Origin of the sequence: Bordetella sp. H567 (assembly GCF_001704295.1) — a bacterium.
Classification (GTDB): domain Bacteria; phylum Pseudomonadota; class Gammaproteobacteria; order Burkholderiales; family Burkholderiaceae_B; genus Bordetella_C.
The window spans coordinates 2,530,701-2,547,921 of the sequence record NZ_CP012334.1; the positions used below are offsets into that span (position 1 = coordinate 2,530,701).

18 protein-coding genes are annotated in these 17,221 nt (G+C 65.4%); 9 read left to right on the plus strand and 9 right to left on the minus strand.

From position 1 onward, the window contains the following. Nucleotides 1-56: 56 nt before the first annotated feature. Nucleotides 57-449, plus strand: coding sequence for a winged helix-turn-helix domain-containing protein (locus tag AKI39_RS11360; protein WP_145925244.1), 393 nt, complete (start codon nucleotides 57-59; stop codon nucleotides 447-449). Nucleotides 450-510: 61 nt separating this feature from the next. On the opposite strand, the gene AKI39_RS11365 is transcribed toward AKI39_RS11360, so the two are convergent. Then, on the minus strand, nucleotides 511-1,470 hold the full coding sequence (locus AKI39_RS11365) for a LysR family transcriptional regulator (protein ID WP_066635780.1): 960 nt from the start codon (nucleotides 1,468-1,470) through the stop codon (nucleotides 511-513). A gap of 95 nt (nucleotides 1,471-1,565) precedes the next feature. Here AKI39_RS11365 and AKI39_RS11370 point away from each other — a divergent pair, with 95 nt between their 5' ends. The 3 genes from AKI39_RS11370 (at nucleotide 1,566) to AKI39_RS11380 (ending at nucleotide 4,561) form a co-directional block, all read left to right on the plus strand. Beyond that, nucleotides 1,566-2,876: a 3-isopropylmalate dehydratase large subunit gene (locus AKI39_RS11370; RefSeq protein ID WP_066635782.1), complete on the plus strand. Its 1,311-nt coding sequence runs from the start codon at nucleotides 1,566-1,568 to the stop codon at nucleotides 2,874-2,876. Next, nucleotides 2,869-3,420, plus strand: coding sequence for a hypothetical protein (locus tag AKI39_RS11375; protein ID WP_145925245.1), 552 nt, complete (start codon nucleotides 2,869-2,871; stop codon nucleotides 3,418-3,420). Before AKI39_RS11370 ends, AKI39_RS11375 begins: the two co-directional genes overlap by 8 nt. 157 nt (nucleotides 3,421-3,577) lie before the next feature. After that, nucleotides 3,578-4,561 carry a Bug family tripartite tricarboxylate transporter substrate binding protein gene (locus AKI39_RS11380; protein ID WP_066635788.1) on the plus strand — a complete coding sequence of 328 codons (984 nt, stop codon included), beginning with the start codon at nucleotides 3,578-3,580 and terminating at the stop codon, nucleotides 4,559-4,561. Nucleotides 4,562-4,613: 52 nt separating this feature from the next. Here the strand turns inward: AKI39_RS11380 and AKI39_RS11385 are convergent, their stop codons facing one another. The 4 genes from AKI39_RS11385 to AKI39_RS11400 form a co-directional block, all read right to left on the minus strand. Beyond that, entirely contained in the window at nucleotides 4,614-4,916 is a 303-nt protein-coding gene (locus AKI39_RS11385; RefSeq protein ID WP_066635791.1) for a hypothetical protein, read from the minus strand. Nucleotides 4,917-4,939: 23 nt separating this feature from the next. Next, nucleotides 4,940-5,407 carry a Spy/CpxP family protein refolding chaperone gene (locus AKI39_RS11390; protein WP_066635798.1) on the minus strand — a complete coding sequence of 156 codons (468 nt, stop codon included), beginning with the start codon at nucleotides 5,405-5,407 and terminating at the stop codon, nucleotides 4,940-4,942. A 318-nt stretch (nucleotides 5,408-5,725) separates the two neighbouring features. Then, entirely contained in the window at nucleotides 5,726-7,438 is a 1,713-nt protein-coding gene (locus AKI39_RS11395) for a hypothetical protein (protein WP_145925247.1), read from the minus strand. 129 nt (nucleotides 7,439-7,567) lie between these two features. After that, a complete protein-coding gene (locus AKI39_RS11400; RefSeq protein ID WP_066635809.1) occupies nucleotides 7,568-8,515 on the minus strand; it encodes a LysR substrate-binding domain-containing protein in 948 nt (315 codons plus the stop codon). Nucleotides 8,516-8,632: 117 nt separating this feature from the next. Between AKI39_RS11400 and AKI39_RS11405 the strand changes: the two genes are divergently transcribed. The 3 genes from AKI39_RS11405 (at nucleotide 8,633) to AKI39_RS11415 (ending at nucleotide 12,080) form a co-directional block, all read left to right on the plus strand. After that, nucleotides 8,633-10,468, plus strand: a complete 1,836-nt coding sequence (locus AKI39_RS11405; protein ID WP_066635812.1) for a gamma-glutamyltransferase family protein — start codon at nucleotides 8,633-8,635, stop codon at nucleotides 10,466-10,468. A 104-nt stretch (nucleotides 10,469-10,572) separates the two neighbouring features. After that, complete coding sequence (locus AKI39_RS11410) at nucleotides 10,573-11,544, plus strand: Bug family tripartite tricarboxylate transporter substrate binding protein (RefSeq protein ID WP_066635815.1); 972 nt, start codon at nucleotides 10,573-10,575, stop codon at nucleotides 11,542-11,544. An 11-nt stretch (nucleotides 11,545-11,555) separates the two neighbouring features. After that, entirely contained in the window at nucleotides 11,556-12,080 is a 525-nt protein-coding gene (locus tag AKI39_RS11415; protein WP_066635817.1) for a GAF domain-containing protein, read from the plus strand. Between the two features lie 21 nt (nucleotides 12,081-12,101). Here the strand turns inward: AKI39_RS11415 and AKI39_RS11420 are convergent, their stop codons facing one another. Next, the gene (locus tag AKI39_RS11420; protein WP_066635819.1) at nucleotides 12,102-12,578 is read right to left on the minus strand and encodes a VOC family protein; all 477 of its coding nucleotides are present in this window, start codon (nucleotides 12,576-12,578) and stop codon (nucleotides 12,102-12,104) included. Between the two features lie 149 nt (nucleotides 12,579-12,727). On the opposite strand from AKI39_RS11420, the gene AKI39_RS11425 reads away from it, so the two are divergent. Beyond that, the gene (locus AKI39_RS11425) at nucleotides 12,728-13,210 is read left to right on the plus strand and encodes a secondary thiamine-phosphate synthase enzyme YjbQ (RefSeq protein WP_235610792.1); all 483 of its coding nucleotides are present in this window, start codon (nucleotides 12,728-12,730) and stop codon (nucleotides 13,208-13,210) included. A 28-nt stretch (nucleotides 13,211-13,238) separates the two neighbouring features. Here AKI39_RS11425 and AKI39_RS11430 read toward each other — a convergent pair whose 3' ends face one another. Genes AKI39_RS11430 through AKI39_RS11440 form a run of 3 tightly spaced genes read right to left on the minus strand, consistent with a single transcriptional unit; the run spans nucleotide 13,239 to nucleotide 16,007 of the window. Continuing rightward, on the minus strand, nucleotides 13,239-14,540 hold the full coding sequence (locus AKI39_RS11430) for a TRAP transporter large permease (protein WP_066635821.1): 1,302 nt from the start codon (nucleotides 14,538-14,540) through the stop codon (nucleotides 13,239-13,241). Continuing rightward, nucleotides 14,533-15,033, minus strand: a complete 501-nt coding sequence (locus AKI39_RS11435; RefSeq protein ID WP_066635827.1) for a TRAP transporter small permease — start codon at nucleotides 15,031-15,033, stop codon at nucleotides 14,533-14,535. The genes AKI39_RS11430 and AKI39_RS11435 overlap by 8 nt, the downstream gene beginning before the upstream one ends. Before the next feature lie 8 nt (nucleotides 15,034-15,041). After that, nucleotides 15,042-16,007, minus strand: a complete 966-nt coding sequence (locus tag AKI39_RS11440; protein ID WP_066635830.1) for a TRAP transporter substrate-binding protein — start codon at nucleotides 16,005-16,007, stop codon at nucleotides 15,042-15,044. A 250-nt stretch (nucleotides 16,008-16,257) separates the two neighbouring features. Here AKI39_RS11440 and AKI39_RS11445 point away from each other — a divergent pair, with 250 nt between their 5' ends. Then, nucleotides 16,258-17,178, plus strand: coding sequence for a LysR family transcriptional regulator (locus tag AKI39_RS11445; protein WP_066635833.1), 921 nt, complete (start codon nucleotides 16,258-16,260; stop codon nucleotides 17,176-17,178). The last annotated feature ends 43 nt before the right edge of the window (nucleotides 17,179-17,221 follow it).

Here is a 17,221-nt window from a genome sequence, read left to right on the forward strand (position 1 = left end):
GGCTGTTCGCCTTCGCGGATCCTTGCCGCTTTCGGCGTTGAAGTATTCTTGCCGCCATGGCGACTTCTTCCTCCAGGACTTCCACATCGGCCGGGCACACCGGGCAGCCCGACGTGCGGTTTCGCCTGCGCATTCGCAAGGGAGAGCTGCTTGCGATCGGGCCCGGCAAGGTAGCCCTGCTGGAGGCCATCGCGGAACATGGCTCGATCTCGGCGGCGGCACGCAGCCTGGGCATGTCCTATCGCCGTGCGTGGCTGCTGGTGGATGAGCTGAACCGCGCGTTGTCGGCACCCGCCACCGAATCCGGGCCGGGCGGCGCGAGCGGGGGCGGCAGCACCCTGACGCCGGTGGGCAAGCGCATCGTCGCCCTGTACCGCGGCATAGAGGCGCGTGCCCATGAAGCCTGCTTGGATCAAATAAAGGAATTGACGGCGCTGATGAAGCCCTGATCCATGGGGATTCCGGACGGCGTGCCGGGGAATCCCGCGGTCCGGTGCGATCGGCACCCCGTTAGGCGTTCGGCGCCTGTCTGCGCTTTTCCGGCTTGGGCGCTGCCCGGCCGTTGGCGGTAGGGGCATCGATCCGGGCAATCGCCGCGGTGAACAGCGCGATGAAACGTTGCGCGGGATCGGATATCACCGACCCGCGCCGCGTGACCAGGTTCAGGGAGCGGCGTACGACAGGATCGCGCAGCGGCTTGAGCACCATCGCCTGCGCCGTCGCCGCCGGGCGGATGCTCGTCGGCACGATGGCCACTCCCAATTCTTCGCGCGCCAATGCCAGCGCGGTGATCGTGTTGGTCGCTTCATACGCGGGGCGCAGCGCCTGGCCCGCCGCCATGAATACATTTTCGGTCAGGGTGCGCACCGTGCTGCCCACGGTCAGCGTGACGATGGGCTGGTTCAGGATGTCGTTCCACCGCACGACGCGCTTGCGGGCCAGCGGATGGCTGGGCGGCAGCGCCACCGCCAGCGTGTCTTCGGTCAGCGGCTGGCTGTCCAGTTCGCTGTTCTTCTGTATGCCGAATCCCAGGCCGAAGTCGATTTCGCGCGCATAGATCCGTCCGATGATTTCCTCGTTCACGCACTCGCGAAACACCACCGATACGCGGGGATAGTCGTCGCGGAACGCCTTCAGTACTTCCGGCAGCACGGTCCCGGCCAACTGCGGCGCCAAACCCAGCGAGATCCGGCCCGCCTGATCGGCCGTTGAGCCGCGGCCGCAGGCCAGGACGGATTGCGCATCGGCCAGCATGCGCTCCGCGATAGGCAGCACCTGGTTGCCCGCCGGCGTCAGCGCGACGCTGCGTGTCGTCCTTTCGACTAGGCGTGCATCCAGTTTTTCCTCCAGACGGCGGATCAGGATGCTGAGTCCGGCTTGCGTCAGATGCAGTTGATCGGCTGCCCGGGAAAACCCGCCCAGGCGCGCGAGCAGCACGAATGCTTCCAGTTGGCGCAGGTTTAGATTCATAAAGTTCTGCAATGAGTGGATAGTCGACTGTTATTTTACTTATCAACCGCCCGGCATGACACTGTGTTGTCGCTTCTTCATGCAGGGCCACGGACATGGGCTACACCGCGATCGAGAAAGTGCTGGCACGCACTTCGGGGACACCCGGTGTGCGCGCCGGAGACCTGGTTTATCCGGATCCGGACATGGTGATGATCCACGACGGCCTGGTGAAAGAGGCCAAGCTGGAATTGGATCGTATAGGCATCGACCGCTTGATGCAGCCGCGCAAGGTCATGATGGTCAGCGATCATGATGTGGTCTACGGCAGCGACAGGGCGGCCGAGCGCGGCGCTTTCAACCGCAAGGCGGCGGCGCAATGGGGCGTGGCCCAGTTCTACGACGCCGGCCGCGGCGGCCATGGCCATATCTTTCCCATGGAAGAGGGCAAGGTACTGCCGGGCATGTTCTATTTCGACAACGACACCCACGCCACGAATGCCGGGGCGGTGGGTGCTTTCGGAATGCGTGTGGGTAATGAGATCTCGCGCGTGCTGGCCACCGGCACGACATGGGTGGAAGTGCCGCGCACCGTGCTGCTGGAATTGCGGGGACGCCTGGCCTCTGGCGTCATGGCACGCGATATCGGCTTTTACCTGGCGCGCCAGGTCAAGCGCAAGGCAATGGACCTGGACCTGGACTACCGCGTGGTGGAGTACGGCGGCGACCTGGATGCCTTTGGCTTCGGCGCGCGCGTGGCCCTGTGCAGCACCCCCACGGAAATGCGGGCCGCGGGGGTCTTCGTGCCGCCATCCGAAGCGATCCTGGCATATTGCCGGCGGCACGCCTGTCGGACCTTCGAGCCCGTCTACAGCGACCCGGACGCCGAGTATGAATCGCGGCACGTGATCGCTCTGGACCGGATCGCGCCGCAGGTTGCGCTGCCAGGCAATGTCGGCAATGCCGTCGACATCGACGAGGCGGCCGGCACCCGTGTCGATCACGCGTTCATCGGCTCCTGCGGGTCCGGCACATACGAGGACCTGCTGCGCGCGGCCAGTATCCTGAAGCGACGGCGTGTCGCGGACCACGTGCGCCTGTTCGTCGTGCCGGGTACCGAGCGTTCGACGCGCCGCCTGGCCGAGGATGGGGTGATGCAGGTCCTGCTGGACGCCGGCGCCATGCTGCTGCCGGCCGGGTGCGGCCCCTGTAACGACGCGGTCGTCGGGCCCCTGGCCTCGGGCGAGGTGTCGATATCGACCGCCGCCAATAACAACGCGGGGCGCTTCGGGGCTACCGATGCGCGCCTGTTCCTGGGTAATCCGGCCACGGTGGCCGCGTCGGCGGTGGCAGGCTGTATCGCGGATCCGCGTGGTGTCGATGCCGACGCGGCCCTGTACCACCTCAGCGAGGCCGCCTATGAATGACTATCGATGGGTATTACGGGGCCGGTGCTACAAACTGGGCCACGATGTACCGCACCCCGACGGGGTGATTCCCGCACGCTACATCACCGCGCGCGAGATGGATCCCGCGGTCCTGGTGCCCCATCTGTTCGAGCAGACCGATCCCGGTTTCTCGCAGCGCAGCCGTCCGGGCGACATCATCGTCACCGGCCGCAACTTCGGCATGGGGCCGAAGGGCAACGGCTATGTGGCGATGCAGGCGCTGGGCTTGGGGCTGGTATGCGAATCGATGTCGGTCCAGGCGTACCGGGCGGCCATCAGTACCGGCCTGCGCGTGCTGAACCACTGCGAGAACATCACGGCATACTGCCAGACGGGCGACGAACTTGAAGTCGATTTCCTGAACGGCGCTTTCATCAATCACACCCAGGGCGTCGCGCGCGCCGTGCCGCCGGTGCCGCACGCGCTGCGCGAACTGCTGGCCTGTGGCGGCAACGAAGGCTGGCTCGAGCGCTGGTGGCTGGCACGGCAGCAACAAGCACGGGACAGCGCCACGGCGGCCTGATCCGGGTGGAGACGGCAAAAGCATAGGGACCGGCGGATAGCAATGCACGGGACCGATGCGGGGAACGCCGCGACGGCTTGAACCAGGCCGGCGGCGCTGTGTTCAATCGTCACAGGAGTGGCGTTGCGTCGTCCGGCGGCGTGCGCCTGTTGCCATCATGTCCTTATCTCGATCGCGTGTCCTGCGCGCAGTGCTCGCTTGCGCCGTCCTTTGCGCGTCGTCCGCCATGGCGCGGGCGGCGGTGTCCTATCCCAATGGACCCATCCGCTTCATCGTGCCCGCCACGGCGGGCGGTCCCACCGATGTGATCGCGCGCGTCGTCGCGCAGCACATCACGCAATCCTGGGGCGTACCCGTGGTGGTGGAGAACCGCGCGGGTGCCGGAGGCGTCATCGGCGCGTCCTATGTGATTTCCGCCAAGCCCGATGGACAGACGGTGCTCTTGGCGCCCAGTGCTTTCGGCGTGCGGTCCGCGCTGGACCGCAGGCTGCCCTACGATCCCTTGAAGGACCTGGCGGGCGTGGGCTTGCTTGCGCGCTCGCCCAGCTTCCTGGTGGTGTCGCCGTCGCTGGGGGTGAAGTCCCTCGCCGATCTGGCGGCTTATGCCCAGGCGCGGCCGGAGGGCATCAGCTACGGATCCGCCGGCATGGGCAGCACGGGTCATCTGCATGCGGCGCAGTTCGCCGCGGTGTATGGATTCGCGGGCGTACATGTGCCTTACCGCGGCACCCCGGAGGCCGTGACCGATGTGATGCAGAACCGCGTGCAATATGCGTTCGCGCCGGGACCCAACGCCTTGCCTCTGGCAAGGGATGGACGCTTGCTGGTGCTGGGCGCGACATCGGCGGCGGCGGACAAATTCATGCCCGGTGTGCCGGTGGTGAACCAGCCCGGGATGAAGGAGTTCGACGCGGACGATTGGTTCGGCGCGCTGGTGCCGGGGAAGACGCCGATGGCGGTGCGGCAAAAGCTCAGCGCGGAGATTGCCCGTATCCTCGCCTTGCCGGATGTGCGCAAGCGGTTGAACGACCTGGGAGCGGAGCCGCAATCCAGCACGCCGGAGGAGTTCGACGCGATGTTGCAGGACTATGTGGCCACCATACGCCAGCTGGGGGACCAAATGCATATCACGCTGGAGTGATCGCCTGGCGACGGGCGGGTCTTGCACCGCCGTCGCCGGGGACCTTGCGTCTCTAGTGGTGATGGTCGTCGTGGTGGCCGTGGTCATCATGGTAATCATGATGATCATGATGATCGTGATGATCGTCATGATGCACGACCACTACCGGGCGCCGTCCGCGGCCCCACTCGTCATGTCCGCGGTAGACCACGGGCGGCGGGGCGACATACACGGGGCGCGGCGCGACCACGACGGGCGGCGGCGCGGTATAGATCGGCGTGCCGATGCCGAGGTTGATGCTCACTTGGGCATGGGCCGCCGGGACGGCGGCCGTGGCGGCAACGCCGGCCAGGGCGGCCAGAATGGCTCGTTTCATGTGGCGGATCCTTCGGGCGGCGTTCAGCCCTGGCTGGGAGCGGGAGCGGCCTTGCGCTTGTGCGCGGCGTGGCGCTCATGGGATTCGGCGAAGACCTTGTCGGCGATGCGCTTCTGGTCCTCCGGCATGGCGTTGTACAGCGGGGCGAAGACCGCGGCCAGCTTTTTCACGCCGTCGGAGTTCGCTTGCGTGATCTGGGCGTAGGAATCCAGATCGTCCAAGGCGCTCATCGTGTCGTGGCTTTCGCGCTTGGCGATCAGCTGGTCGATCTGCGTGGCGTTATCGCGCATGGTCTGCGCGACGATGGCCCATTGCTGTTCTTCGGCGGATGTGATCTTCAACTGGGCGTGCAGCTCTTTGATGTGCTGCTCGACGCGCGCGTTGGCCTGGGCGGGCGCGGCCGCGCCGGTGGCCGTCACGGCCTGAGTTTGCGCCAGGGCCGCGGCGCTGAACAGCAGCGAGGCGGCCAGCACGGTGATGCGCAGTTTCATTCTGTTCTCCTGGAGGAATGCGACTTGAAAGGCTTGCGCCCCGGGGGCGCGGCCCGCGGGTATGCGCCGCCTGGTGTAAGCGCTGCTCAGCATACGCACTGGCCGCGGCCGGAACTTGTGCCGTCCCCTATATTTAGTGATGAATCGTACTGTCAGCTTCGGGACAAGGGGGCCGGCGGGCTCGTCGCCCATAGGGGTTCAACGATGCGGCCCGCGATGAGGGGTAGTGATGCGTTTGCGGTTGCTTACGACTCTTCCAAAGTGTGTCAAAGCCCCACCGGCATCCCGGACGGCTTCGCCGCACAGGTGGGGCGCCCGCTACTGCGGTCGGTTCAAGTCCAGGCAGCAGAGTCCGTCTTTCTCGACAGCCGCAGCCCGCACGGTATCGGATAACAGTGTGCATCGAGCAATAATGGCTTTGGCTCTGGCGCGCCGAAGCAAGGCCAGCTGCGCTTCGCCGCGGTAATCGACGCCGAAAGCCTTTTCGGTAACGTAGTCGGACTGCAACGGTTCACGCAGGCCGTCAAATGCAAACAATGTCAAGTTATCGATAACGAGACGCTTCGCGGCGTCGCCTTTTACGCCACATTGCGATGCGAACGAACGTATCTCGGCACGTCGCGATCCGTAATTGAAAACAGGTACCGAAAACAACTGCCCCTGCATATCGATGCCGGGAGAGCGGGAGGCATGTATCGTCGACGGCATTACCTTGAACAGCAACACGGCGGCACTGGCGAAGAACAGCAAATACAAGGGCGACAGCCATATAAAAAGTGTACGGGTTGACGCCTTCAACACGCCCATCGACGAAAGCTCGATGGCGCTCAATGTCGCGGAGATCATCATGAGCGGAAGTACCAGGCCGGCGGAATAGAAATTCCAGACCCGGTACATCGCCACGTGGGCCGCGATGCTGACCCACAGTGCCATCAAGATCCACGCTGCAATATTTGCGCGCTGTCGCCGCACGAGGCTGCACACCAACGTAGCGGGCGGCAGTATGGCCGCGCACAAGTACACAGCGTATACGATCGATTCGATGCCCCCGTTCACCCAACGCGTTAGCCGGGATGCGGCAACGCCTTGCGACGCCGTCAGCCAGCCCGACTGATACACGTCGGCGAACTTCATATGCACCAGCATGGCATCAGGCGCGTTGCGAACGTTGTTCCATACCTGGGCGACGAACTCCAGTGGGTGCGACCATATCAATGAAGGCGGGGTCGTCTGGGACTGCATGAACGTCGCAAAGATCGGCGCGCCCGGACAATCGGTCAGTGCAAAGGCAAAGTGCAGCGCGGCGCGGAGAGTCAACAAGGTGATGACAAGTACGCATGCGCAGGCAACACGATTAATCGGCCAAAAAGCCAGCCATGCCGACAGGAACAGGACCGGGAAGAAAAATAGCGACTTGGGATGCGTGTAAAAGAAAATGCTCTGCAGCACGCAGAATGCGATGGCACACGCCAAAATCCAACCCACATTCAGACGCGGAACATAACGCGAGATGAGGTGCGGGGCGCAGATGAATATCAGCAACAGCAACAACAGCATCTGCTCGCCGCGCGCCATCACCAGCGTCAACGGGAGCACGCCCAGCCCCGCGACGCAGATGACCGCCGCAATCCACGGCAAGCGCGACTGTTTCGAGTCCGCCCAGGACTTCACGGCGATGCCAAGAAAACCCATTATGCCTACATCGACGACCATCCCGCCGATACGGATGCCCAGAGGGCTGGCGTGTGAATAGGCAAAATCGTAGGCCAGCGCGCCCGGCAGCAGCAGACGAGGCACTTCGCGCAGGAACTCCGGCCGGCATTGCGGAAGGAGCGTGTTGAATTTCCACCCGTTGGCAATAAACATCCCACGCATCAGCTTGGTCGCCGTCTCGTCGCCATAGAGCGGCACGAAAATGCCGACGCCGATGATGGCCAGACAAACCGCCACAAGCAGTACCGCGAAAACGAGCGGAAGCGTTGGGCGTGTGCCGTTGGCCGCGCAATCATGCGCTGAAGTCGAGTATGTCATACGGGAGGTGTGCTTGGGATATGGTCCGTCGTGCCCATACGTGAGTCTTCGCTGCTGGACTGGCGTGCCGCGCGCAGTATATTCAAAGCCGGCTTGCAATTCCAATCTATCGGCGAGCGCCCTGGTTTTCTACATGCCGTCGTCTATCTCGCGGCACACCTCGCGCAGGATTTCCGTGAATCGTTCCTCGGCCTCCATGGGTACTTCGCGTTTCCTGCGGATCAGGCTGATCGGCGGCAGCGCCCAGTCGAAGGTCCACGGCACCACCGTCACAGAACCGATGCGGCTCAGGTCTGCCGCGATGTCCTCGGGCACAATCGATAGCAGGCTATCGTCGTTGTTCATCAGCGCGGTGATGACGTCCATGGAATAGGTTTCGATCATGGGAGAGGGCGGCCTCGCGCCCGCACGCGTGAATAATTCGCTGACCATGCTGCCGATCGGTGTGGCCGGCCGGGGCAGGATCCAGTTCATGTCGGCCAACTCCCGCCAGTCGGGTTTGCGGCGTGCCATGCGCCGGGCCAGACGGGGATTCGCGATAAGCGCGGGCCTTTGTGCATACAGGAGTTCGTGGTGCAGCTCCTGCATATTGATCATGACCGACGCACGACCGATGACGCAGTCCAGCGCATGGCCACGCAGCGATTGCAGCAACTGGTCGGTGGTGGCGCGTTCCAGGGTGACGGTAATGCGGTGGCGCTGGTGCAGCCGTTCGATGGTCGGGACAAGCACGCGCGCCGAAATGAACGGCACGGCGCCCACATTGAGGTGGGCCGCGTGGCCGCCGCGCTGAGCCTCCATCTCCAGGGCCCAGCTATCGACGTCCTGCAGCATGTGCCGCGCGCGCACGACCGCAAGTTCGCCCAGGGGCGTCAGGCGCAGCCCGCGCGGTGTACGGGTGAATAGCGGGCCGCCGAATATGCTTTCGACCTCCGCCAAGGCCTTCGTGGCGGCCGGCTGGCTGATGCCCATGGCCTCCGCCACGCGGGTCAGGGATTCGCGCTCGGCGATGTTGAGGATAAGCGCAAGGTGGCGCATCTTCAGGCGCGACACAAGACGGGCGGAAGAAGGAAGCATGAAGGACCTATAACTGAATGTTTATTGCTCCATTATAAAAAACATCAATTTCGTTATCTCTTCGTTCTTATACTGGCAGCCTTTGCCCCTATGGGTGACTTTGCCCGGACGACTTCCATGGCGACCTCTTTCACTACCCGGCCGGAAATTCGCGGCTCGTTCGGCGTCGTTTCGTCGACGCACTGGCTGGCGTCGCAAGTGGCGATGAGCGTGCTGGAGCGGGGCGGCAACGCCTTCGACGCGGCTGCGGCAGGCGGCTTCGTCCTGCAGGTCGTCGAACCGCATCTGAACGGCCCCGGCGGTGAAGTCCCCATCCTGTTCTGGGACGAAAAGGACCGCCGTATCCAGGCGCTGTGCGGGCAGGGTAGCGCGCCCGCCCTGGCCACGCCGGCCTATTTCAAGCAGCTGGGCCTGGACCTGGTGCCCGGGATCGGCCTGCTGCCGGCGACCGTGCCGGGCGCCTTCGGCGCGTGGCTGACGTTGCTGCGCGACCACGGCACCTGGGAACTGGCGGACGTGCTGCGTCCCGCCATCGAATATGCCCGGAACGGCTTTCCGCTGGTGCCGCGCATCGTGCAGGCCATCTACGCCGTGCAGGCGCTGTTCCGCGACGAGTGGTCCTCCTCCGCCGCGGTGTGGATGCCGGATGGCAAGGTGCCGCATCCGGAACGCCTGTTCCGCACGCCCGCCATCGCCGACACCTATACCCGCATTCTGAACGAGGCCAGCACCAAGGGCGACCGTCGCGCGCGCATCGACGCCGCCATCGACATCTGGTACCGCGGCTTCGTGGCCCGCGCCATCGACCAGTTCTATCGTACGCAGGCCATCCGCGATACGACCGGCGAGCGCAATACCGGGCTGTTGCGGCTGGACGACATGGCCGCCTGGCAGGCGCGCTACGAGGCACCCGTCACCACGCAGCTGGGCCGCTATACCGTGGCCAAGTGCGGGCCGTGGTCGCAGGGCCCCGTTTTCCTGCAGCAGCTGGCCGTCCTGAAGCATCTGGGCATCGAAAACACGGCACCCGACTCACCCGAATTCGTGCACAAGGTGGCCGAGGCCGCCAAGCTGGCCTTTGCCGACAAGCTGGCCTGGTATGGCGATCCCGATGCGGTGGATGTGCCGCTGGAGGCACTGCTGTGCGACGGCTATGCGCGCGAGCGCGCCGCGCTGATCGGCGATCGGGCTTCCACGGAGCTGCGCCCAGGGCGCCCTGGCGGCCGCGACTTCCGGTTGCCGGACCTGGAAGCGGCGGTGCGCACCCTGGCCCAATCGGACACGCGCTTCGGCGTGGGCGAACCCACCTTCGCGCAATTGCCGCCGGTGCAAGAGTGGCTGGAGCGGGAAGTCTTCGTGGGCGATACCTGCCATATCGACGTCATCGACAGCGACGGCAATATGGTGGCCGCCACGCCGTCGGGCGGCTGGCTATCGTCCAGCCCCGCCGTGCCGGAACTGGGCTTTTCCGTGACGACGCGGCTGCAGATGACCTGGCTGGAAGAAGACCTGCCCGGCACGCTGCGTCCGGGCATGCGGCCCTGCACCACGCTGTCGCCCGGCATGGCCCTGCGCGACGGGGAACCGTACATGGCGTTCGGTACGCCGGGCGGCGACCAGCAGGACCAATGGGCCGTCTCGTTCTTCCTGCGCCATGCGCTGCACGGCATGAACCTGCAGGAAGCCATCGAATATCCGTCCTGGCACATCGATCACTTCCCGGGATCCTTCTGGCCGCGCACGACCACCCTGAACCGGATCACCGCCGAATCGCGCTTCCCGATCGCGACGCTGGAGGCCTTGCGCGCCGCGGGACACGAGGTCAAGGCGGGCGCGGACTGGTCGGAAGGCCGCATCAGCGCCTGTACCCGCGAGCCGGAAGCCGGCGGCGGGCGGCTGTTGCGCGCGGGCGCCAATCCGCGCGGCATGCAGGGATACGCCGTGGGCCGCTAGCACGCCAACGTTTCTCAGGGCCGTGGCATGCGGGCCGCGGCCGTTTGTTCACCCAGCGCGCGACAGCCGTATCGCGCGCGACTCTCAACTGTGGGGATTTTCAGATGAAATCGATACAACGTTTCTTGCGCGCCGCCGCCGTGGCGCTGGCGGTCCTGCCGGGCCTGTCCCTGGCCGCCTATCCGGAAAAAACGATCACCATGATCGTGCCGTGGGCCGCGGGCGGTTCCACCGACATCCTGGCCCGCCTGGTGGCGCAGCACATGAGCCAGTCCTTCGGCCAATCCGTGGTCGTGGAAAACCGCTCCGGTGCGTCGGGCAACATCGGCTCGGCCTTTGTGGCGCGCGCCAAGCCGGACGGGTACACGCTGCTGATCGGCTCGATGAGCACGCACACCATGAACCAGGCGCTGTACGCCACGATGCCGTTCGACGGCGTCAAGGACTTCAGCCCCATCGCCGAACTGGCGCTGGTCACCAACACGATGGTGATCAACCCTGAAGTGCCCGCCAAGAATGTGGCGGAATTCATTGCCTACGCCAAGGCGCATCCCGGCATGGTCGCCTATGCCTCCGCCGGCGCCGGCTCGACCAACCACCTGAGCGCCGCGCTGTTCCAGAAGGCCACCGGCGTGCAGATGGTGCACGTACCGTACCGTGGCGGCGCGCCTGCCGTGCTGGATACCGTGGCGGGCCGTACCCAGCTGCTGTTCAGCGCCGGCACGCAGACGCTGCCGCACGTCAAGACCGGCAAGCTGCGCCTGCTGGCCGTGACGGAAGACAAGCGCTCGCCGCTGCTGCCCGATGTGCCCACCGTGGCCGAAACCGTGCCTGGCTACGAGCTGGCCGTGTGGTACGGCGCCTTCGGCCCGGCCGGCATGGACCCGGCCGTCGTTCAGAAGCTGAACACGGAAATCAACCGCATCCTGGCGCTGCCGGAAGTCCAGAAGCAGATGGGCGATATCGGCGTGCAGGTGATGCAGACCACGCCGGCCGAATTCCAGAAGACCCTGGCACGCGACGCCGACAAGTACGGGAAGCTGGTGCGCGAACTGGGCATCAAGGCCGACGAATAAGGTCCGTCTTCATGACCGATACTGCCTTCTCCATCAACGGCGTTCCGCTGCAGCAGGCCGTGCTGCAAGGCATAGACGCCATCGCGGCGGCGTGCGCCGGCACGGATCCGATCGCCTTGTTCGCGGCCATCGATGCCTATACGAAGCCGGTGCTGCGGCAAACGCTGTGCACCGTCAACCGCTTCGATGCGCAGCGGATCGCCGTGGTGCGCCTGTATAGCTCCGATCCCGTGGCCTATCCGCCAGGGGGCTCCAAGGAGAAGGCCGGCACGCGCTGGGGCCAGCATGTCCTGCTGGACCGGCGCGTCTATGTCGGCGAAGGCGTCGAGGCGATCCGCGCATCGTTCGACGACCACGCCGCCATCCTGGCGCTGGGGTTGAAGTCGGTGATCAACGTGCCCGTGGTGGCCCATGACGTGTGCCTGGGCACGCTGAACCTGCTGATGCCCACCGACCGCATCGACGGCGGCATGATCGCCTTCGCGCGCCTGGCGGGGCTGCTGGCCGTGCCGGGTTTCCTCGCGCTGGCGCGCTGAGCGCCGGTCCGTCCGGGGCCGTCAGCGCCCCGGCGGCATTTTCGCCATCGCTTGCTTCATTTCTTCCGGCGCCACGTCGTACTTGTGCGTGGCGATCGACCAGCGGTGGCCGTATGGGTCGTCGATCTGCCCATAGCGGTCGCCCCAGAACATGTCGGTTACCGGCATGACGGGTTTCGCGCCGGCCGCCAACGCGCGTTGCACCGTGGCGTCGACATCCGTGACATACAGATGGATCACCATGGACTTCGGCGCGCCGTCCTGGGGCCCTTGCGACCCCCATTGCGGGCATTCGTCGGCCAGCATCAGCGCCGAGTCGCCGATGCGGAGCATGGCGTGCATCAGCATCTTGCCGTCGGGCGACATCAATTTGTTTTCCAGCTTCGCGCCGAAGGCTTTCTCATAGAAATCGATGGCGCCGAGCGCGTTGGCGCAGATCAGGTGCGGCGTCAGCGCGTGCATGCCGGGCGGAATCGGATGGGACGTCGGTTTGGGCATGGTAAGGTTCCTTTCAGGTGGACGCGGCGGCCGGACCGCTGCATGGAGTGGGCCTGCCTGACGACGAACGGGCGCGCAAGAAATCGACAGGGCGGGGCTACACTTTTACACCCGACGCCGGTGTCGGACACAACTTTCGCGGACTAACCATGCCAAAACCCCAGGCCCGTCCCATGCCCCTGAACGCCATGCTGCGCGACGAACTGGAAGTCGCCACGACGGGGCGGGGCTTTTTCGAGCTGACCGACGCCGTCCGGACGCTGGTATCGCGCAGCGGCCTGGAATATGGCCTGGCGCATGTTTTCACCCGCCACACCAGTTGTTCCCTGCTGATCACCGAGAACGCCGACCCGCAGGTGCGGGACGACCTGGAGCGCTACTTCGCGCGGCTGGTGCCGGACGGCGATCCGCTTTTCCTGCATGACGCGGAGGGGCCCGACGACATGCCCGCCCATGTCCGCGCCGCCCTGACCGGCGCCAGCCTGGCCATTCCCTTCAACCACGCCAGCCTGGACTTGGGGACGTGGCAGGGAATCTACCTGTGGGAGCACCGCACGCGGCCGCACCGGCGCCAGGTCGTGGTCGCGCTGACCGGCTACATGCAGCCGCCCGACAATAACCAGGCGGGCTGACGCCGCGGGTCGCCGCGGCGTCCGCGCGTCACATTCGCATGTGCTGCGGCAACCAGGTGGCGATGCCCGGCGCCACATACAGGATCAGCACGGCCACGATCATCAGCAGGAACATCGGGATGGACGCGCGCGCGATATACGGTAGTTCGCGGCCCGTCATGCCGGATAACACGAACAGGTTGAAGCCCACGGGCGGCGTGATCTGCGCCATCTCCACGACAAACACGATGAAGATGCCGAACCAGATCAGGTCGATGTGCGCGGCCTGCACGGTGGGCAGCAGCACCCCCATCGTCAGCACGACGATGGAGATGCCGTCCAGGAAGCAGCCCAGGACGATGAAGAACAGCATCAACGCCATGATCAGCCAGAACTGCGTCAGGCCCAGGCTGCCTATCCATTCCGCGAGCTGGCGGGGCAGGCCGATATACCCCATGGCCAGCGTCAGGAACTGCGCGCCGGCGAGGATCAGCGCGATCATGCAGTAAAGCCGTGTCGCGCCCATCAGCGAATCGATGAAGGTGGCGCGGTTCAGCGACCCCTGCAGGGCCGACAGGATAAGCGCGCCGACCACGCCGACAGCCGCGGCCTCCGTGGCGGTGGCCACGCCGGTATAGATGGAGCCCAGCACGGCGGCGATGAGCAGCACGACAGGGATCAGATGGCGTGATTCGTGCAGCTTTTCCGACAGGCGCATGGTGCGGTCCGGCGCGGGCACCGCATCGGGGTTGCGCAAGGCCCACCAGGCGATATACCCCATGAACAGCCCGGCCAGCAGGATGCCCGGGATGATGCCGGCGATGAACAGGTGGGCGATCGACACGTCCGCGGCGACGCCGTAGACAATCATGATGATCGACGGCGGAATCAGCAGGCCCAGCGTGCCGGCGCCTGAAAGGGTGCCCAGTACCTGTTTCTCCGGGTAGCCGCGCCGCTTCAGTTCCGGGATGGTCATCTTGCCGACCGTGGCGCAGGTCGCCGCCGACGAGCCGGACACCGCCGCGAAGATCGCGCAGCCGATGACGTTGGTATGCAGCAGCCGTCCGGGCAGTCTTTCAAGCCATGGGGCCAGCCCCTTGAACAGGTCTTCGGACAAACGTGTGCGGAACAGGATTTCTCCCATCCACAGGAACAAGGGCAGGGCGGTCAGCGTCCAGCTGGACGCCGCGCCCCACACCGTCACCGCCATGGCGTCGCCGGCCGGCCGGCTGGAGAAAATTTCCATGGCGATCCAGGCCGTGCCGGTCAGCGTCAGGCCGACCCAGACGCCGCAGCCCAGCAGCAGGAAGATGGATATAACCAGCAGGGTAATTACCGCGAGATCATTCATGGACTTGCTGCGAAGAGGGTGCGGCGTGGCCGCGGAGGCGACGGAGCAGTTCGTCCACCAGCGCAATGCAGAAAAGGACGGCGCCGAACGCCATGCTGACCTGCGGTATCCACAACGGCGTGGCGTCGTTGGACGTCGACACGTCGTTGAAGTCCCAGGAATCGTGCGCCAGCTTGACGCTGTACCAGGCAAAGGCGGCCGCCAGGATGGCGCCCACCGCCAGCGCGAAGATATCCAGCCGGCGGCTGCGCGCCGGCGACAGCGAATTCAGGATCAGCGTGACGCGGATATGCTCGCCATGCTTGAAAGTGCTGGCCAGGGCCAGGAAACCGGCCGCGGCCATGAAATAGCCGGCATAGGCGTCGGTGCCCGGGATATTCCATCCCATTTCGCGCGCCATGATGCCGGCCAGCACGGCGAGCAGTACGCCCACCGTGCACAGCGCGCCCAGCACGGCGCCCAGCCCGTAGAGGCCATCCAGGAAACGTCGCATGGCGGCTTCTACTTCCTATAGGCGTCGATCATCGCCTGGCCGTCGGCGCCCGCGCTCTTCACCCATTCGGCGATCATCTGTTCTCCGACCTTCTGCAGTCCCTGCGTCAGCGCCGGAGTGGGCGTGACGATGGCCATGCCGTTCCTGGTCAGTTCCTGCTGGTACCAGGTGTTCTTTTCCTGGGAGAGCTTCCAGCCGCGTTCCTCGGCCTGGGCGGCCGCCTTTTTCAGCGCCTGCTGCGTTGCCGGATCCAGGGCGTCGAAGGCGCGCTTGTTCACGATGATCGCGTTCTTCGGCAGCCAAGCCTGGGTATCGTAGAACTTCTTGATGTATTCATAGGTCTTGGTGTCGTAGCCGGTAGAGGCCGACGACATATAGGAGTCGATCACGCCGGTGGCCATGGCCTGGGCCAGTTCGGCCTGCTGCACCGTGACGGGCTGGGCGCCGACCAGTTCGGCGATGCGCGCCGTGACCGGGCTGTAGGCACGCCATTTCAGGCCCTTCATGTCGGCGACCGTCTTGATGTCCTTATTGGCGAAGATGCCCTGCGGCGGCCAGGCCACGGCGTAGAGCAGCATCATGCCCTGCGACGCAAGCTTCTTCTCCAGGAAGGGCTTCTGCGCCTGGTACAGCTTGAATGACGCGTCGTAGCCGGTGGCCAGGAAGGGCAGGCCGTCCAGCGCGTACACGGGCGCTTCGTTGGCGAAGTTGGTCAGCAGGATTTCGCCGATCTGCGCCTGGTTGCCTTGCACGGCGCGCTTGATTTCCGGCGCCTTGTACAGCGATGCGTTGTTGTGGACCGTGATCGCCAGCTTGCCGTTGGACAGGGTGCCGACGTCCTTGACGAACTGGTTCAGGTTTTCGACATGGAAGTTGCTGGGCGGGTAGGCGCTGGGCAAGTCCCATTTGGTCTGGGCCTGCGCCGTGGCGGCCAATAACACGCTTCCCGCGAACAACGTAATTTTCCTCAGCATATGGGCTGTCCTCGTCGAAAAGGTTTTGACCGCGCGCCCTTCGGCAATGGCGCTCGCCATGCCGCGCAGGAACGCCGCTGCGCTCGTGGCGGACGGTCTGGAAGGGAAAACGCGGCAATTCTACGGGGCCGATGGGCCGGATTTGGCCCGAACGTGGTCCTCTACGGGTAATTCCCAGCCCGGACCCCGGCATGAAGCCGCCTTCGCGGCGTGCCACAATGCGTGTTTGCAGGTTTCTCTTCCTACTTCAATGGAACTGCGGCAACTGCGCGCCTTCGCGCGCATCGTCGAACTGGGCAGCATGGGCCGCGCGGCCGCGGAACTGGGTGTCGTGACGTCCGCGCTCAGCCAGCAGATCAGCCGGCTGGAAAGCGAGCTGGCCACGCGATTGTTGCAGCGCACATCCACCGGCGTCGTGCCCACCGATGCGGGCCGCGCGTTTCTGCGCCAGGCCCAGTTGGCGATCCGCCATGCGGATGCGGCGGCCATGGCGGCACGCGAAGCCCGCTTGACGGGCCAGGTCAGCGTCGGCCTGGCTTCCACCACGGCCACCGTGCTGGCCCCCCGCTTCATCCATGCCATGCAGCAGCGCTACCCGGATGTGCGGCTGCGCATGGCGGAAAGCCTGTCCGGCCACCTGGCCGCGATGCTCAATGCCAGGCAGGTGGACCTGGCCATCGTCTTCAATACCGACGCTGCCCAGCGCTGGACCGTGCTGCCGCTGCTGGACGAACAACTGGTGCTGATCGGCCAGCCCACCACGCCGAATTGGCCCGGTACGGAGACCGCCACCCTGCGCGAGCTGGCCGGCGTGCCCCTGGTGCTGCCCAGCGCCGCGCACGGCTTGCGCAACCTGGTGGACGCCGCCTACGCCCGCCTGGGGGCGGAGCCCAATATCGTGGCCGAAGTCGACGGCCTGGCCACCCTGATGGCGATGGTGCGCGTGGGACACGTTGCCACGATCCAGCCCGGCGCCGCCCTGGCCGCCGACCCGACGCTCGGGAGGATCTGGCTGACCGGTCCGGACCTGCATCGCAAGAACCTGCTCGTCAGTTTGCCTGAAGACGAACTTTCGCCGGCAGGGCTGGCGGCGCGGGTGGTGCTGGCCGATGTCGTGCGCGAGCTGGTCCAGGAAGGCGGATGGCCGGGGGCGACCCTTCAGCATTCGTGAACACCTATTGAAATAAAAGCCCTTACGGGAGGATGGCTTCTGG

Excerpts from the sequence above, each read along its gene's own strand:
- AKI39_RS11445 (WP_066635833.1), top strand. The coding sequence starts at position 16,258 with ATGGAACTGCGGCAACTGCGCGCCTTCGCGCGCATCGTCGAACTGGGC.
- AKI39_RS11400 (WP_066635809.1), bottom strand. The coding sequence starts at position 8,515 with ATGCTTCCTTCTTCCGCCCGTCTTGTGTCGCGCCTGAAGATGCGCCAC.
- AKI39_RS11415 (WP_066635817.1), top strand. The coding sequence starts at position 11,556 with ATGACCGATACTGCCTTCTCCATCAACGGCGTTCCGCTGCAGCAGGCC.
- AKI39_RS11440 (WP_066635830.1), bottom strand. The coding sequence starts at position 16,007 with ATGCTGAGGAAAATTACGTTGTTCGCGGGAAGCGTGTTATTGGCCGCC.
- AKI39_RS11425 (WP_235610792.1), top strand. The coding sequence starts at position 12,728 with ATGCCAAAACCCCAGGCCCGTCCCATGCCCCTGAACGCCATGCTGCGC.
- AKI39_RS11405 (WP_066635812.1), top strand. The coding sequence starts at position 8,633 with ATGGCGACCTCTTTCACTACCCGGCCGGAAATTCGCGGCTCGTTCGGC.
- AKI39_RS11385 (WP_066635791.1), bottom strand. The coding sequence starts at position 4,916 with ATGAAACGAGCCATTCTGGCCGCCCTGGCCGGCGTTGCCGCCACGGCC.
- AKI39_RS11375 (WP_145925245.1), top strand. The coding sequence starts at position 2,869 with ATGAATGACTATCGATGGGTATTACGGGGCCGGTGCTACAAACTGGGC.
- AKI39_RS11360 (WP_145925244.1), top strand. The coding sequence starts at position 57 with ATGGCGACTTCTTCCTCCAGGACTTCCACATCGGCCGGGCACACCGGG.
- AKI39_RS11365 (WP_066635780.1), bottom strand. The coding sequence starts at position 1,470 with ATGAATCTAAACCTGCGCCAACTGGAAGCATTCGTGCTGCTCGCGCGC.
- AKI39_RS11370 (WP_066635782.1), top strand. The coding sequence starts at position 1,566 with ATGGGCTACACCGCGATCGAGAAAGTGCTGGCACGCACTTCGGGGACA.
- AKI39_RS11395 (WP_145925247.1), bottom strand. The coding sequence starts at position 7,438 with ATGACATACTCGACTTCAGCGCATGATTGCGCGGCCAACGGCACACGC.
- AKI39_RS11390 (WP_066635798.1), bottom strand. The coding sequence starts at position 5,407 with ATGAAACTGCGCATCACCGTGCTGGCCGCCTCGCTGCTGTTCAGCGCC.
- AKI39_RS11430 (WP_066635821.1), bottom strand. The coding sequence starts at position 14,540 with ATGAATGATCTCGCGGTAATTACCCTGCTGGTTATATCCATCTTCCTG.
- AKI39_RS11435 (WP_066635827.1), bottom strand. The coding sequence starts at position 15,033 with ATGCGACGTTTCCTGGATGGCCTCTACGGGCTGGGCGCCGTGCTGGGC.
- AKI39_RS11420 (WP_066635819.1), bottom strand. The coding sequence starts at position 12,578 with ATGCCCAAACCGACGTCCCATCCGATTCCGCCCGGCATGCACGCGCTG.
- AKI39_RS11380 (WP_066635788.1), top strand. The coding sequence starts at position 3,578 with ATGTCCTTATCTCGATCGCGTGTCCTGCGCGCAGTGCTCGCTTGCGCC.
- AKI39_RS11410 (WP_066635815.1), top strand. The coding sequence starts at position 10,573 with ATGAAATCGATACAACGTTTCTTGCGCGCCGCCGCCGTGGCGCTGGCG.